This is a genomic window from Comamonas humi (assembly GCF_054782535.1).
Map to the genome: position 1 here is coordinate 218,955 of NZ_BAAGSH010000009.1, position 15,543 is coordinate 234,497.

19 protein-coding genes are annotated in these 15,543 nt (G+C 60.4%); 17 read left to right on the forward strand and 2 right to left on the reverse strand.

Translation table 11 applies throughout. The features are described 5' to 3' along the window. The first annotated feature begins 44 nt into the window (after positions 1–44). From ACYVKR_RS12430 to ACYVKR_RS12505, 16 genes are all read left to right on the forward strand, one after another. On the forward strand, positions 45–1,421 hold the full coding sequence (locus ACYVKR_RS12430) for a DUF4055 domain-containing protein (RefSeq protein WP_460481222.1): 1,377 nt from the start codon (positions 45–47) through the stop codon (positions 1,419–1,421). Further along, positions 1,421–2,530 (forward strand): hypothetical protein, encoded by a 1,110-nt coding sequence (locus ACYVKR_RS12435; RefSeq protein WP_460481223.1) that lies wholly within the window; start codon positions 1,421–1,423, stop codon positions 2,528–2,530. Before ACYVKR_RS12430 ends, ACYVKR_RS12435 begins: the two co-directional genes overlap by 1 nt. A 9-nt stretch (positions 2,531–2,539) precedes the next feature. Continuing rightward, on the forward strand, positions 2,540–2,860 hold the full coding sequence (locus ACYVKR_RS12440; protein ID WP_460481224.1) for a hypothetical protein: 321 nt from the start codon (positions 2,540–2,542) through the stop codon (positions 2,858–2,860). 318 nt (positions 2,861–3,178) lie between these two features. Beyond that, positions 3,179–3,916, forward strand: a complete 738-nt coding sequence (locus ACYVKR_RS12445; protein ID WP_460481225.1) for a DUF6651 domain-containing protein — start codon at positions 3,179–3,181, stop codon at positions 3,914–3,916. Positions 3,917–3,936: 20 nt separating this feature from the next. Then, a complete protein-coding gene (locus ACYVKR_RS12450) occupies positions 3,937–4,905 on the forward strand; it encodes a major capsid protein (RefSeq protein WP_460481226.1) in 969 nt (322 codons plus the stop codon). 38 nt (positions 4,906–4,943) lie between these two features. After that, positions 4,944–5,306 (forward strand): hypothetical protein, encoded by a 363-nt coding sequence (locus ACYVKR_RS12455; protein ID WP_460481227.1) that lies wholly within the window; start codon positions 4,944–4,946, stop codon positions 5,304–5,306. Positions 5,307–5,309: 3 nt separating this feature from the next. Continuing rightward, positions 5,310–5,723 (forward strand): DnaT-like ssDNA-binding protein, encoded by a 414-nt coding sequence (locus tag ACYVKR_RS12460; RefSeq protein WP_460481228.1) that lies wholly within the window; start codon positions 5,310–5,312, stop codon positions 5,721–5,723. Positions 5,724–5,726: 3 nt separating this feature from the next. Next, positions 5,727–6,107 carry a ParB N-terminal domain-containing protein gene (locus tag ACYVKR_RS12465; RefSeq protein ID WP_460481229.1) on the forward strand — a complete coding sequence of 127 codons (381 nt, stop codon included), beginning with the start codon at positions 5,727–5,729 and terminating at the stop codon, positions 6,105–6,107. Between the two features lie 3 nt (positions 6,108–6,110). After that, complete coding sequence (locus ACYVKR_RS12470) at positions 6,111–6,473, forward strand: hypothetical protein (protein ID WP_460481230.1); 363 nt, start codon at positions 6,111–6,113, stop codon at positions 6,471–6,473. Then, positions 6,473–6,874, forward strand: coding sequence for an HK97 gp10 family phage protein (locus tag ACYVKR_RS12475; RefSeq protein ID WP_460481231.1), 402 nt, complete (start codon positions 6,473–6,475; stop codon positions 6,872–6,874). Before ACYVKR_RS12470 ends, ACYVKR_RS12475 begins: the two co-directional genes overlap by 1 nt. Then, positions 6,871–7,275, forward strand: coding sequence for a DUF4128 domain-containing protein (locus tag ACYVKR_RS12480; RefSeq protein WP_460481232.1), 405 nt, complete (start codon positions 6,871–6,873; stop codon positions 7,273–7,275). The genes ACYVKR_RS12475 and ACYVKR_RS12480 overlap by 4 nt, the downstream gene beginning before the upstream one ends. 59 nt (positions 7,276–7,334) lie before the next feature. Next, positions 7,335–7,556: a hypothetical protein gene (locus ACYVKR_RS12485; protein WP_460481233.1), complete on the forward strand. Its 222-nt coding sequence runs from the start codon at positions 7,335–7,337 to the stop codon at positions 7,554–7,556. Between the two features lie 10 nt (positions 7,557–7,566). Then, the gene (locus tag ACYVKR_RS12490) at positions 7,567–7,755 is read left to right on the forward strand and encodes a hypothetical protein (RefSeq protein WP_460481234.1); all 189 of its coding nucleotides are present in this window, start codon (positions 7,567–7,569) and stop codon (positions 7,753–7,755) included. 299 nt (positions 7,756–8,054) lie between these two features. Next, a complete protein-coding gene (locus ACYVKR_RS12495; protein ID WP_460481235.1) occupies positions 8,055–8,609 on the forward strand; it encodes a phage tail tube protein in 555 nt (184 codons plus the stop codon). 131 nt (positions 8,610–8,740) lie between these two features. Beyond that, a complete protein-coding gene (locus ACYVKR_RS12500; protein ID WP_460481236.1) occupies positions 8,741–9,157 on the forward strand; it encodes a phage tail assembly chaperone in 417 nt (138 codons plus the stop codon). A 68-nt stretch (positions 9,158–9,225) separates the two neighbouring features. Beyond that, on the forward strand, positions 9,226–9,495 hold the full coding sequence (locus ACYVKR_RS12505; protein WP_460481237.1) for a DUF1799 domain-containing protein: 270 nt from the start codon (positions 9,226–9,228) through the stop codon (positions 9,493–9,495). A gap of 9 nt (positions 9,496–9,504) precedes the next feature. On the opposite strand, the gene ACYVKR_RS12510 is transcribed toward ACYVKR_RS12505, so the two are convergent. Both ACYVKR_RS12510 and ACYVKR_RS12515 read right to left on the reverse strand, forming a co-directional pair. Then, complete coding sequence (locus ACYVKR_RS12510) at positions 9,505–9,783, reverse strand: BrnA antitoxin family protein (protein ID WP_460481238.1); 279 nt, start codon at positions 9,781–9,783, stop codon at positions 9,505–9,507. Further along, the gene (locus ACYVKR_RS12515) at positions 9,758–10,036 is read right to left on the reverse strand and encodes a BrnT family toxin (protein ID WP_460481239.1); all 279 of its coding nucleotides are present in this window, start codon (positions 10,034–10,036) and stop codon (positions 9,758–9,760) included. The genes ACYVKR_RS12510 and ACYVKR_RS12515 overlap by 26 nt, the downstream gene beginning before the upstream one ends. A 129-nt stretch (positions 10,037–10,165) precedes the next feature. Between ACYVKR_RS12515 and ACYVKR_RS12520 the strand changes: the two genes are divergently transcribed. Next, entirely contained in the window at positions 10,166–15,538 is a 5,373-nt protein-coding gene (locus ACYVKR_RS12520; protein ID WP_460481240.1) for a tape measure protein, read from the forward strand. The last annotated feature ends 5 nt before the right edge of the window (positions 15,539–15,543 follow it).

Here is a 15,543-nt window from a genome sequence, read left to right on the forward strand (position 1 = left end):
ACAACAAAACCGAACCCGCCCGGGCAACTGGAGCGGGTTTTCTTATGGCAACTCAGGTCAACGAAGTAGATGCACTGATTGCACGCATGCAGGCCGACTGGGCTGTAATCGATGCGCTGCTCGGTGGCACGCCAGCGATGCGGGCCGCCGGGAAGAAGTATCTCCCCCGGCAGCCGCGGGAGTCGAGCGACGATTACGAGTACCGCAAGGCGACATCCACACTGTTTCCGGCATTCGAGCGCACGCTCGCAGTGATGGCTGGCAAGCCGTTCAGCAAGGAGGTCACGCTTTCCGAGAAGGTGCCGACCCAGGTGCAAGACCTGCTGCCGAGCATCGATGACAAGGGCTCGTCCCTGCACACGTTCGCCTTCCGCGCCTTCCGCGAGATGGTGAGCCATGGCTTCGGCGGCATTTTGGTCGATCACACCAAGACGGACGGCAAGGCCAAGACGCTGGCAGACGCTAAGCGTATGGGAGCGCGGCCCTACTGGGTGCACTACAAGCACGGCCAGATCCTGGGGGCGCGATTCGCCCAAGGAGCGAATGGCCTGCAGCTGGTAATGCTCCGGCTGCTGGAGACTGTTGAGGAAGAAGACGGGGAGTACGGCAGCAAGAACGTCGAGCAAGTCCGCGTGCTGCGCCCAGGGTCGTGGGAGATTTGGCGCAGAAGTGGCGAAGGTGAGGGCGCCTGGGCATTGGCAGACAGTGGCACAACTACGCTGGACCGAATCCCGTTCGTCTTCCTGCTGGCCAACCCCATCGGTCCGATGGAAAGCCGACCTCCGCTCAAGGATCTGGCTTACCTGAACGTCAAGCATTGGCAGCAGCAGAGCGACCAGGACGAATCAGCCCGGTTCTGCCGCAAGCGCCTGTTGGTTTTCACGGGCCTGACCAGCGATGACAAGATCACTGTGGCCTCGGACATGGCTGTGCGCCTGCCCAAGGATGCGGATGCCAAGATTGTGGAGGGCTCGGCGGAGTCCATCGAGGTAGGGCGGTCGGAGCTGGAAGCTCTTGAGCAACAGATGATCCAGACCGGCGCTGAACTGCTGGTAGCGAAGCCCGGCCAGCGCACGGCGACCGAGGCAAGCAACGACGCCGAGGCCAACAAGTCCAGCCTGCAGAGTCTGGCGGAGGACTTCGAGGACGCGCTAGACCAGTGCTTGCAGTTCACGGCCGATTGGCTGAAGGCTGGTGAGGGCGGCTCAGTTTCGCTGTTCAAGGACTTCGGCGCGGCCACGCTGTCGGATGCCTCGGCGCAGCTGGTGTTCCAGATGGTCAATTCTGGATGGCTGCCCAAGACTACCGGCATCAAAGAAATGCAGCGTCGCGGCACGCTGGATCCTGCCATTGATCCTGAGGCGGAAGTCGCTGCTGCAGACGCTGATGGGCCAGCCTTGGGAACCATCGGAGGTGAGTAATGGCCTCGGTCAATGACCTGATCCAGTCCGAAGCCATCCGCCACATGGAGGCGCTGCAACGGTATGACAATGGCGTAGTGGCGCGGATCATCGCCCTGTTGAACCGCTCAGACAAGCGGCTCATGGCTGAACTGGCTGCCCGGCTGGAGAGCATGGACGCTGGCAGCTTCACCATGCAGCGGCTGGAATCGCTGCTCACGTCCATCTGGTCGCTGAACGGCGAGGCCTATGCGCAGATCGGCCGGGCCTTGTCCGAGGAACTAAAGCAATTCGTCCCCTACGAGGTCAGCTACCAGGAGCAGATGTTGCAGACGCATTTGCCCGTGGCGGTGCATGTGGCTGCGGTATCCGCAGAGCAAGCCTATGCTGCAGCGCTGTCCAGGCCATTCCAAGGCGTGCTGCTGCGGGACGTGTGGAAGGACTTGGATGCCGGCAAGCTGAAGCGTGTGCGCCAGGCTATCGCTCAAGGCTTTGTTGAGGGTCGAACGACCGATCAAATCGTCAGCGAGATTCGAGGCACAAAGGCCAAGGGCTACGCAGATGGGCTGATCCAGAAAGACAGGCGCGACATCGAGGCTGTCGTCAGGACTGCGCTGGCCCACACTGCCGGAGTGGCGCAGGACAACGTGATGCAGGCGAATACGGACCTGCTGAAGGCAGTTCAGTGGAGCTCAACCCTCGATCTCCGCACGTCTCCGATGTGTCGCATCAGGGACCGGTTGCTGTACACGCCTGACTCGCACAAGCCGATAGGGCACAAGGTGCCATGGCTCAGCGGGCCAGGCCGGCTGCACTGGCGCTGCCGCTCCGGCCAGATGCCGGTGCTCAAGAGCTACAAAGAGCTTGGGATCGACATTCCGGATGTGGAAGTTAGTGCTCGCACACGTGCGAGCATGGATGGACAAGTTCCGAAAGAGACCAGCTACACCGACTGGTTGAAGGAGCAATCCTATGCCCGGCAGGTGGATGTGCTCGGTGAAACTCGAGCCCGACTCATGCGCGACGGCAAGCTGAGCATGGAATCCCTGTACGACAACAAGGGCCGCTACCTGACACTCTCGGACTTACGAGAAAGGGATGCCGAGGCTTTCAGGCGCGCAGGGCTGTAATATTGCGCCGTGACCGACAAACCGCAGCACCTATCGCTAGTCCCGCCAACGCCGCCTGATTCAAAGACGGCGCTGGTGGAGCGCGTCAAGGCCCGGTATCGACCACCTGGGACGCTTCAGTGCGCCAAGTGCGGCGGTCGGGCGACGATGACCGTGGTGAATGGCGCCTGGATTGACGAGAACGGCCGCTATCACCGCGGTACAGTCACCGAGGATCGGGTCTGCTACTTCTGCGACAAGAAGGGCATCTGGTCGCCGATGATGCCGCCTGAGGTGAAGGCGGTGAAAGAGCCGAAGCCGAGGCGAACGAAGCCGACGCCAGTTAAATAAACCCAAGCCAGCCTGAGCGCTGGCTTTTCTTATTGGACAGAGAAATGCTGAGGAAACCTTTAATCCGTCGCAGCGGTCGTGGCTGGTCGTGCGCCGGCCTTGGCAAAGAGGGCAATGGCACCACGCCAAAGGGCGCTTACATGGACTGGCTCAACGAAGCCGCTCTGTACCCATATTACTGAACAAAGCCGAAAGGCTCGCAAACCAGCCCGCCCGGTGCAAGCCTGGCGGGCTTTTTCATGCCCAAAGCAGGATGGCAGAGGGCGCTCCTGGGTTGGATGACCCGCAACCAATGAGGCCGGATGGCCTAGTCACCCTATGAAACTGAAGCTTGATGACCAAGGCCATGTTGTTGTTCAAGACGGCAAGCCCGTCTATGTGAAGGACGACAACTCCGAGCTGGCCTTCGACGTGGTTGGCACCACGCAAACCATTGCCCGGCTGAATGCTGAGGCCAAGTCGCACCGCGAGCGTGCGGAGACGGCAGAGAAGTCCCTCAAGGGCTTTGAAGGCATCTCCGACCCCGCAGAGGCGATCAAGGCCCTGCAGCTCGTCGCCAACCTCGATGCCAAGAAGCTGGTGGATGCCGGCGAGATCGAAAAGGTGAAGGCGGAAATCGGCAAAGCCTACCAGGGCCAACTGGACGAAGCCAAAGGCCAGGCATCGAAGCTGGAGCAACAGCTCTACGCCGAGATGATCGGCGGCAGCTTTGCCCGCTCCAAATTCGCTCTGGACAAGCTGGCGATTCCGCCTGACCTGGTGCAAGCCTACTTCGGCAAGGCATTCGCCATCGAGGAAGGCAAGGTCGTCGCCAAGGACGCCAACGGCAACAAACTCTACAGCGCTTCCAATCCCGGCGAACTGGCCGGGTTTGATGAGGCGCTGGAAATGCTGGTCAACCAGTACCCCGGCAAGGATCACATCCTTAAGGGTACGGGGGCCTCTGGATCCGGCGCGCAGGGTTCGCAGGGTGGCGGTGGACAACCAAAGGGCAACTTCGGCGGCGCCAAAGCCGACCGTCTTGCCGCAATCAAACAAATGACATCTGACGCCTAAGAAGGCGAGAAAGGCAAATCATGGCACTGTCTGACATGAAGGTATTCAACGAGTACCTGAAGCGTGCGACCATCGAAACCCTGGCTCAGGACGTGGCCAAGTTCAACGCCGCATCCGCCGGCTCCATCCAACTGACCACCCAGGGCATCGACGGCGACTTCCTGCAGGAATCGTTCTGGGCCGGCATCCACAGCGCACAGCGCCGCGTGGATCGCTACGCTGCCAACGGCGCGCAAACCGCTACGCCGCTGTCCCAGAAGCAGTACGACACGGTGAAGATCGCCGGCGGCTTCGGGCCTATCCTGTGGGAGCCGGGCCAGCTGTCCTGGGTGCAGAAGTCGCCAGAGGAAGCCCTGGAGGTGATCTCGCGCAACCTGTCCGAGGCCATCATGGCCGACCAGCTGAACACGGCCATCGCTGCACTGGTGGCGGCCATCGCCAACCAGGCCGGCGCAACCAACGACGTGTCGGCGACTGCAGGCGTGACCTACAGTGCGATCAACACGGCACATGCCAAGTTCGGCGACGCATCGGCGCGCATCATCGCCCAGGTCATGACCGGCGCGATGTACCACAAGCTGATCGGTCAGAACCTGGCCAACGCTGAAAAGCTGTTCACCTTCAGCGGTGTGACCATCGTGGACATCCTGGGCAAAGCAGTCATCGTGACCGATGCGCCCTCGCTGTTCACCGCCGGCACGCCCGACAAGGTGAAGGTGCTGTCCCTGGTGAATGGTGCCGCAGTCGTCTCGGACGGCTCCGATCTGATCACCAACATCCAGACCAACAACGGCAAGAATCGCATCGAGACCACGATGCAGGCCGACTACACGTTCGGCCTGGGCCTGAAGGGCTACACCTGGGACACCACCAACGGCGGCAAGAGCCCGACCGATGCTGAACTGGCAACGGGTTCCAACTGGGATCTGGTCGCCAACAGCATCAAGGCTTCTGCCGGTGTGATCACCGTCGGCGACGCTTCCAAGTAATCGAAGGGGCTTCGGCCCCTTCTTCTTTGGAGAACCCAATGAAAGAAAAGCAAGTCTGGTACGAGCCGCATCCGGTGTCGCCTGAGCGCAAGGCAGAGCTGCGCGCCAAGGGCTTCCAGATCATCGATGTGGCCTTCATGCCCGAGGGCTACGAGAACCCGGCAGATGAAGGCGAACCCGAAGGCGCAAAGAAGGCCACCGTGGCAGAACTGCGCGCTGCTGCAGGGAAGATCCCTGAGGACGAGGAGCGGGCCATGCTCATCGCTGCTCTATTGGAGCAAGGCGTGGACTTCGATGAGAGCCTGCCCACGGATGAGCTTCGCGCCTTGACTATCACGCCCGCACAGCCGCAGGACACTCCTGCCAAGCGTGGCCGCAAGCCCGCACAGCCACAGGAGTAACACATGCTGATCGTTGCCCCGGCTGAGGGCTATGACAGCCTAGTGACCTTGACCGAGGCGGCGGCTTACATGACCAAGTTCGGTCACTCTTGGCCTGCAGATGAGCCGGCCCAGGAGGTTGCGCTCCGGCGAGCTACCCAGTTCATCCTGGGCGAGTACACCATCGACCCGCAGTATCTCGATCCGGTGGCCCAAAAGGTCAAGGATGCGTGCTGTGAAGCCGCTTGGCGTGCGGCTAAGGGTGAGCTGTTCCGCGATTCTGACGGGCGAATCAAGACCGAACAGAAGGTGGATGAGATCACCACCAAGTGGGCCGAAGGCTCACAGGGCGGGCAGATGCGCTATCAGGTGATTGATGCGCTGCTGCGAGGGATGACCACAGGCGGCGCATTGAACATCAAACTTGTGAGGGGGTAGGGCATGGCAAAGCGCGATACCCGTCCGCCCAAGGTCGCATTCCGCGAAGCTGAGCCGCTCCAGGACTACTACTGCGATGGCAATGGTGGCTGGTACTCGGTCGCAAAGCTTGTTGATGACAGCAAGCACCTGCCGGTATTTGAGGTGCCATTGGCAGCGCTGGACCTGGGCCACAAAATATGGCACGACAGCGACATGCTGGGCCTTGCCTGTCATGTGAAGCGCTGCATGGATGCCGATCTTGATTGCCCGATCTTGTTGGACTGGAGTGGTTCCATTGCTGACGGGCGGCATCGGGTGCTCAAGGCCATAGCACTAGGCAAGCGCACCATCAAAGCTAGGCGCATGACCTGGAAGCCTGAGCCCTGTAGGCGAGAGGTGTGAACCATGGCAATCGACTACGACGAAATCGCCGCGGGCGCCCTGGAGTCCATCCAGGAGGCAGGGCAGGCGGTGACGCTGCATCGGCCCGGGCCTCCTGGCCCATTCGTGCCCGGCCAGCCTGTCACACCGACTGTGATCGACTATCCGGGTGTCGGCGCGCTGTTTGGCTACAAGCAGAACGCCATTGACGGGACAAACATCCTGCATGGCGATCAGCGCTTGCTCCTGGCGCCGCAGATTACGACTGAGCCCAAGACGGGCGACACTGTGACTGTGAGCGCCAAGACGTTCAATGTGGTTCGCGTCGAGGTCGTGTCGCCTGCTGGCGTTCCCGTGCTCTACAAGCTCCAACTGCGAGGTGTGTGATGGGCTTTGCTGAAGACCTCAATGCTCTGTGCAAGAAGGCCGGCGACAAGGCTGAAATGGTCGTGCGTCGTGCCGCATTGGAACTTGGCGGCGAGATGGTCGATAGGTCGCCAGTCGACACTGGGCGCTTCAAAAACAACTGGGTGACCTCAACGGGCGCTCCTGATTCTTCGAGGTCCGCTGACGCCGACAAGGCAGGAGCGCGCGCCCGGGCAATGCTCAATGAAAAGGTGGCCGGTTGGAAGCCGGGGCAGACCATCTGGATTCTGAACAACCTCCCGTATGCGGAGAGGTTGGAGTACGGCTGGTCGAAGCAAGCCCCTGGGGGCATGGTTCGGTTGACCGTCCAGAACTACGCTGAGGCCGTCAAGAAGGCTGCAGACCAAGTGAGGGGCGCATGAGCATCGTTGCAATCGAAACCGCCCTGGAGCAGCATCTGCTGACCCTGGCGACACCGCCGCCCATTGCCTGGGAGGATGTGGCCTACACGCCCACCACCAACCAAGGCTACCTGCGAGTCCACCACCTGCACAACCACCCGCGTGACCTGTTCATCGAGGGCGGGCCTGCTGAACTGCCAGGAATCTTTCAAGTGGATGTAGTGTGGCCCGCAGGCCGCGGCAAGGTAGAAGCCAAGCAACTGGCCGAGCGTGTGGCCACGCTGTTCGCTCCCGTGCAGAACCTGGCGGCCGGAAACCATCGCATCGAACTGGCGCAGACGCCATCCATCGCTGGTGGCATGCCGGATGAGGGCTGGTACTCGGTGCCAGTCTCCATCTTCTGGCGGGCATTTCCCGTCTGAACCCATCCCATTGAAACGCTAGCCGCCTTCGGGTGGCTTTGGTGTTTGGAGAAGTGCCCATGGACACAATGGCAGATAGAAATAGGAAGCTCGCCGCAAGGCTGAGGAAGCTGGCTGACGCTATTGAGAACGGCCTAGAGTCGCGATATGTCTACATGCGCACCGAGTTCCCGGAGCCAGTCAGGGTGAGCTTTGACGGCAAATATACCGTGGACTACGAAAAGCCAAACGTCACGATTTTCATTGGCTCGACCGACTTTATCGCTGGGCAGCAAGTCTAAGGAAGCGCACATGGATGACCCAAAGCTAGAGGCTGTACGAGCAGCCGCTGACGCATTCGCCAAAGCGTTGACCGCCTATGGCAGACCTGTGGATGTTGAAGTGCGCAAGATCGAGTTCTCGGCCATTAGCCAGGAAGAACCTCGTGTTGTCTACGAATTGCGCCTCTCGCGCACATCCACCGAGCGTCTTTACCCATGAACCCAGTTTCCCAAGAACTCCACCGAACCCTGATCCGCCTTGCCAAAGGCGCGATCTCGGCATGGGAGAAATGGCTAGAAGCCATCTCCCGCTAATCTTTTTCTCTAACCCTGCCTCGCGGCATTGCCACTCCTCACGGACTCGCAAGCCATGTGCCTCGCAGAAATCGGCCCCGCAAGGGGTTTTTTCATTTCTGAAAGGCATTTATGGCCCGCACGCCCACAGGAACAATCCATTCCGTTGCAACCGCTCTCGCAGCCGCAAGAACCATCACCGGCATCTCCAACGCCGCCGAGGCAGTGGTCAGCTCGACCGCCCACGGCTACAGCGTCGGCGATATCGTCGTCATCTTCTCTGCATGGGGTCGCCTGAACTTCCGCGCGTTCAAGGTGAAGTCCGTGACCACGGATACCTTCGTACTCGCTGAGTGCGACACCACTAACACTGAGTTGTACCCCACCGGCAACGGCGCCGGCACGGTGCAGAAGGTCACGACCTGGGTGGACCTGGATCGCACCATGAACCACTCGAGCTCGGGCGGCGAAGCCAAGACCGTGAACGTCAAGTTCATCGAGTCCGACGTGGAAATCGTGCTGAACGACGGCTTCACGGCCGTGCAGCGCACGTTCGAAATGGACGCCGACATGATCGGCACGCCCGCTTACAACGCGCTGAAAACCCTGTCCGCCACCAATGCGGACACCGTGGTGCGTCGCCGCGCGAAGACCGGTGCCATCTCGCTGATCCCGGCCAAGATCGCCTTCAACGAGGAGGAAACTCTCACCGAAGGCCAGGCCGTGGTTGTGAAGGGCACCGTGAACGCCCAGAACATCAGCACGCGCTACGCATCCTGATCCCCAACCCGTCCTTGAGGCGGGTTTCTTTTGCCCGAAAGGGCTCTCCAGCACCGACGCGGCCGCTTCGCTCCTTCAGCGGGGCGGGCGGTCGCGCACGGGCATTCAATCCTCCGCTGAAAGACCAAACCATGGCAAAGCAAAAGACCGTTCCCGTTACCAGCCTGAAGATGATGGCTGGCAAGTCGCCTACCTTCTCTCTCCCCGTGACCGTGAAGAACCTCGACGGCGACGAATTCGGCATCGAGTTCAAGGCCAAGGCCCAGCGCAAAAGCGAATGGGCAGCCTTGCGTGACGGCTTCCGCAAGCAGACCGAGGGCGATGCCGAGAACGCCGCAGAGAAGGCCGAGTTCTCCTTCCAAGACCTGGTGAACGACGGCATGCGTCAAGCCGCAGAGATCGTGACCGGCTGCGTGGAAGGCTGGAACCTGGAAGACGAGTTCAACGTGGACAACCTGGTGGCTCTGGAAGACCAGTGCGGCGGCTCGCTCGCCAAGATCCTGAGCAAGTACGACGCGGCGCTGTTCAGCGGCCAAGTGGGAAACTAACGCAGATTGCCCGCGCGCTGTACGAGCCTCCTGTCACTGAGGCGGAGGCTCGGTCTGAGGGTTTCGAGTTGGAAGACTACGAAACTGAAGTGCTTGAAGTCTGGCCAGACAACGAGCGCGCGCTGGCAATTTTCGACAATGTGGGGACGCGGTGGCTATTCCCGTCCATGGGTGGTTCTCCCATCGGCCTGCGCTGGGAGGCAATCTATCCCTTGATGGACAGGCTGAATCTCAGCAACGACGACTGGAACTCCCTACACGACGATCTCATGGTCATGGAGGTCGAGGCCCTCAAGACCATGCGCGAGTTCGCTCCGAAGCCTGACAAGACTAAGTGAACGGCTGGCTCAATGCGAGTGCTCGGCGACGTACTCAACCAATACGCCGTCGAGACGTGCTTGCCAGCCATCCCCGGTCTTGCGGAAGAACTCCACAACTTCTGGCGAAAGCCGAATTGTCGTGGAAATCTTGGTCGGTGCTTTCTGCGGACCGCGGCGCCGCATGCCAAGTGCTGCTTGGACTGCTGGGGGAAGTACCTCATGGGCCGGGCGGAATCGTGCGAAATCCTCCGTAGTGAGTTCGCGGACTTCGCCGTCCGCATCAATCAGTGGTGCGCGCTTGCTCATATGCCTTGATCTCCCTGCTGTTCGCCTTGCGAAAGCTGATAACACGAATGCCGTCGTTGATGGGGGTGAAGCAGAGCATATGCAGGCGCTGGTCCAACATGCCAGCAGCCACATAGCGCACCTCCGGGTAAGCCTTGCGGCCGTCCACTTCAACGATAGCGCTGTTGAAATCGAAATCGGCTGCGCGCTCGAAAGAAAGGCCGCGCTCAGCGATGTTTCTTTCGTTCTTGGCAGGGTCGAATTCGATGTTCATGGGCAAATTGTAATAACAAAATAGCTGGGACGCAAGAGCTTTATTGTGCTCAGCAAGGACAAACCCACCAAGCGTGGGTTTCTGCATTTCTAGGCTCGCTTCGGCGGGCCTTTTTCGTTTGAGGCCCCTATGAGTGATGTAGCAACTATCGGCATCAAGATAGAAACCCAGGGGTCGGACCGCGCCAGGATGAGCCTGAACGACCTGGCCAGCACTGGCAAGCGGGCTGAGGACGCTGTTTCTGGTCTGCAGGGGGCCAGCGAGCGGGCGCAGCGTAGCCTAGCGACGCTTGGCACGGCTGCCGCTGGTGTTGTGGCTGGCATGGGTGTGCGCGAACTCATCACCCTATCTGACCAGTTCACGAAGTACACCGCTCAGCTCAAGTTGGCAACCAACTCCACATTCGAGTACGCCAATGCCATGGCGCAGGTCCGCAGCATTGCGAACAGCGCACAGCAGGATCTCGCCTCTGTGGGTACGCTGTTCGCCCGGATTGCCAACGGCACCCGAGAGCTGGGCCTCTCACAGCAGCGTATGGCGGCCATCACCGAAACGGTTTCCCTCTCGCTGAAGGTGAGCGGAGCTGCTGCGTCTGAGTCTGCCTCTGCCATGCTGCAGTTGTCGCAGGCGTTTGCCTCGGGCCAGCTGCGCGGCGAGGAATTCAACGCAGTCAACGAAGCTGCTCCTCGGCTGATGAAGGCACTCGCGGACGGTATCGGCGTGCCTGTGGGCGCCCTACGTGAGCTAGCCTCGCAAGGCAAGATCACCAGCGAGATCATGGCGAACGCGCTGCCGCGTGCCCTGCAGGAGCTGCGCGAGGAAGCCAAGTCGGTGCAGACCATCGCCGGCGCTTTCACCGTCCTGAAGAACAACGTCCTGGAGTTCGTCGGCGCTCAGGCCCAGTCCAGCAGCGCAGTGAGCGTGCTGACTGCGGGCATCGAGGGTTTGGCGAACAATCTGAACCTGATCACTGCGGCTGCAGGCGGCATTGCCGCGTCCAAGATGGCGGAAACCATCCTGGGAATCGCCTCGGCTACCACCAAGGGGGTCAGCAGCACCATCGCATATGCGGATGCTCTGACAGCCCAGCGAACGGCTGCTATCGCTGCGGCTCAGGCCGAGGTGAGTGCCGCCACTGCTACTGCAGCGCGCCTAGAGGCAACCCAAGCTGCAATCGTTGTGGCGCGGGAGGAATACGCGACCAAGCTGGCATCGGCCAATGCAACCATTGCTACGTCTCGCGCATCGCTGCAGCAGGCGGCGGCAACCATTGCATCCTCCAGCGCCTCTCTGCAGGCTGCGCAGGCAGCCGGCGCACTGAGTTTCGCGCTATCTGTGGCCCGTGAATCCAGCGTGGCCCTGGCTGGTGCGCAGGCCGCCCAAGTCGCATCCACGGAGGCATTGTCGATAGCAGAGCGACAGCGCGTCGCATCACTTGCTGAGTTGGCGGTCCTTGGTCAGCAGCAGGTCCGCGTGTCGGCGCAGGTGACTGCGGTCACCACGGCGCAGGCCGCCGCACAGGCCGCGCTGGCGACGGCTACCGGTGCAGGCGGCGCAGCCGCTGGCCTTGCCACTCGCGCTCTTGGTCTGCTTGGCGGCCCCATTGGAGCCATCACGACCTTACTGGGTCTCGGAGCCACTGCCTGGATGCTCTGGGGCAATTCGTCCAAGGATTCTCAGACGAAAGCCTCGGATGCCGTTGAGCAGAGCACGGCAGAGATCATCGCCAACCTGAACAAGCAGAACGAGAAGCTGCGGGAGCGCATTGCCCTAGGCAAGCAATTGGGCTTGGCACTTGGGCAGGAGCCTTCGGATGCTCAGCGGCGCCAGGGTCAGCTACGCGGGCAGATTGACAACCTGATGGCCGGGCGTGGGGCCGATGGCGGTGCGCCGCCGCCCGAGGCCGCACGCGTCGCCTTGCTGCAAACCCTGCTGGGTCTGTACGGTCAGTTGGAGACTGAGATAAGCGCCAATACTTCGCTCAAGGGCGAGGACGAAGCGGCCAAGTCAGCCAATGCACTGTTCGAGGCGCGCATGCGCTTACTGGGGGTCAACAAGCAGTACTACGACGATCTGAAGCTCTATCACGATGAGTTGAAGGCCGGGCGAATGACCAATGAGGCATACGTCGCGGCCGTGTCAAAGCTGGCGACTAAGACCTATGAATCTTCGGAGGCTGGTAAGGCTGATGCAGAGGCGAAGCGCGAAGCCGAGGCCGCAAGCCGTAAAGCCGAGTCGGCCCTGAAGAAAGAGGAGGGCGCCTATGCCACCCTCATAACTCAGATAAACCAAGTCATTGCCAAGAACAGGGAAGAGATTGAAGGGCGCAAGAATCTGACTGACAGCCAGAAGCTGGATATTGCCCTAACCGAGTCCCTGAAATCTGGCAAGAAAAGTATTACAGCGGCCCATGAGGCCGAGCTGCGTGCGCGCATTGCAATCGTCAGAGCTCAGGAAACATCGATTGCGCGGACCAAGGCTGAGATCGACGCTATTAATGGCCGCATCCAAGTTGAAGACGAACGCAAGAAGGCAGAGTCCGACCGGCTGAGGTCAATCGAGGCGTTGGATGCCGCACTGATGCGGATGCGCATGAACACGGCGGATGACACCAAGCGCCTTGAGTTGGAAGCCAAGCTCATTGGCGCAACGAATGTCCAGCGGCAAATAGCTTTGAAACTGTTCGATCTTCAAATTGAGAAGGAGAAAGAGCTAGAGAAGATCAAGAACACGGATATGACCGAGGCCGAAAGAGACATTCGGCGGGAACTGGTCAACACCGATTTTGCAAAGCGCGCCGCCAACATAGCCGGCAAAGCCTATCTAGACGAGTGGCAAAAGACAGTGGATCAGGTCGAAACCTGGTTCGTGGACTCGTTCACCCGCATGCTGACCGATGGCAAGGACGGCTGGGAGTCGTTCTGCAAATCTTTGAAGAACTCGTTCCTGACGCTGGTGGTCAAGGAGGTCTACAAGGCCTTCGCTCAACCCTTCGTTGTCAAGATCGTGGCATCGTTGCTGGGGATTACGGGTTTGAATTCTGCACAGGCCGCCTCACAGGCGGCGTCAGGTGGCGGGAACATTCTCAGCAGTCTCGGTTCCGGATACAGCATGCTCTCGTCATTGGGTGCCTTCGGCGGTGGTATGAGCGCTGGCTTCGGTGGTCTGCTCGGCAGCCTGGGGCTGTCTGCCACGGGAACTACGCTGGGCGGCTCTCTGTCTGCTGGCGCCATTGCACTGCAAAGCGGCAACATCCTGGGAGGCCTGGGCACGTTCGTTGGGGCGCTGGGCCCCATTGTGGCTGGCCTGGGTGTCGCGGCTGCGCTGTTGGGCGATGCCTTTTCTACCCGAGGCGCCAACCACGGCGGCTTGGCATACAGCACCAGCGGTATGAGCACGGCTGACACCGCGCAGATGCTCGCCGGCAATCTGGGCTGGAAAGATCCGGTGGAGGATTTCACCGTTCGCGGCAACACCGACAAGGATGCGGCCAAGCAGTTCAAGACCACGATTGACGGCCTGCTCGACATGTACAAAGCCCTGGCCGACGTTGCCCGAGGCCCGACGAAGGAACTCGATGTTGTAGCTGGCTTTGCCACCAACCCGCAGTACAAAGACGAGTCCTCCTACGGCTACTTCCAGATTCTGGACAAGGTAACGGGCGAGCTGCTGCAGTCGTACACCAACCGCGACATGTCGGAAGACGGGCAGAAAGCCTGGACGCAGTATGTGGCGGATCTCGGAAAAGGGATGATCGACCAGCTCCGGGGCGCGGACATCCCATCGTGGATGAACACGATCCTCGATGATCTGGGTGAAACTCCATCGTTCGAGAACCTGCAAGCCGCGGTGGCGCAGATCCTGGCAATCGACCAAGCCTTCAAGACCTGGAGCGAGAACGTCGTCGGCTTTGCTGGCTTGACGGACAAGCTGCAGGAGTCGCTGTTGAACGCTGCAGGCGGGCTGGAACAGCTCAGCGCTGCGGTCAACACCTACTACAGCAACTTCTATTCGCCTGAGGAGCAGCTCGCCAACACCAAGAAGACCTTGGAGAAGCAACTTGCAGACCTGGGGTTGAGCTTCGACCTGAGCAATGGCGAGGCAGCGAAGGCGGCATTCCGCAAGGCCGTTGAGGATGCTCTTGCAGCCGGCAACACAGAGTTGGCCTATCAGCTCATGAAGCTGGCAGGCACCTTTGCCTATGTTGCAGACGCTGCAGAAGAAGCCACGAAGAAAGCCGAGGAGGAGGCCAAAGCCAAGGAGGAAGAGGCCAAGCGTTCCGCTGACGAAATGGCGCGAATCCGCGAGGAAGAGAAGAAGAAGGCTTGGGACGCTGCCATGGGCAACCTCAACGCCGCCATCTCGCGTGAGAAGGAATACTGGTCGCAGTTCAGCAACGATGCCAAAGACGCTTTGTCCAAGGCATCGAGCTACTTCGACCTGTTCTCCAACTCCGCCAAGAGCTTGCGGGACTCCGTTGAAGACGTTGCCTCGATGCAGGCGGCTGCTGGGATGGTGTTCATCGAGAACGCCCTTGAGAACGCCCGCCGCGGCCTGGGCCTGCCCGACCTGGACAAGTCCAAGAACGCGATCACGGCTGCCACCGGCGGGCTGGTCATGGACAACTACGCCAGTCAGGCTGAGTTGGACTACGACAAGAAGGTGCTCGCGGGCCAGTTGTCGGAGCTGGGTGACTATGCCGACCTTGCCAAGACCGACGCACAGAAGCAGCTTGATCTGGCCACAAGCCAGTTGAAGCGCCTGGACGACATTCAGAAGTTCTGGGCGGACTACGGCAAGGACCAGATTGACGCGACGCTGTCCACCACGGATGCGGTCAACGCGCTGTACAAGCTGCTTGACCCAGCCGAACAGGCGAAGGTGCGCGAGGAGAAGGCCAAGCAAGAGGCCTCAGGCGCTGTCTCAACCAAGCCAACGTACAGCGGCGGCGCTGCGCTTGGTGGCACTGTCGCAGGCAAGCCCAACGGCCCACAAGTCATTGGCTACACGGATGACGGCCGGACCATGTACAGCAATGGCGAGGTGAGCCAATACGCGGCTGGTGAGATCGCCTATTCCTCTGACAGCGGCGTGAACCTCAACTTCAACCGCATGACGCCGGAGGAGTTGCAGCGCATCAAGACCACTGGTCGTGATCGCTATGGCGACCAGTACACCTATGACGAGCAGCGCAAGGCTTGGATGAAAGTTGGCGGGTCATTTGCCGTGGGCACCAATTGGGTGCCCAACGACATGTTTGCCCAGATCCACGAGGGCGAGCGGATCGTTCCGAAGGCCGATAACCAAGCGTTGATCTATGCCCTGCAGAACCAGGGCAGCGGCAATGTTGAGGTTGTTCAAGCCATCGACCGATTGCAACGCCAAGTCGAAGAGCTGACCGAGCAGAACGCCCGTTTGACCGAGTACGCCCGCCGCATGGATGACAACCTCAACCAAGCGACGGAAGGCGGTAATGCAATGCGAACCATTGCTATGCAATAAGGAGC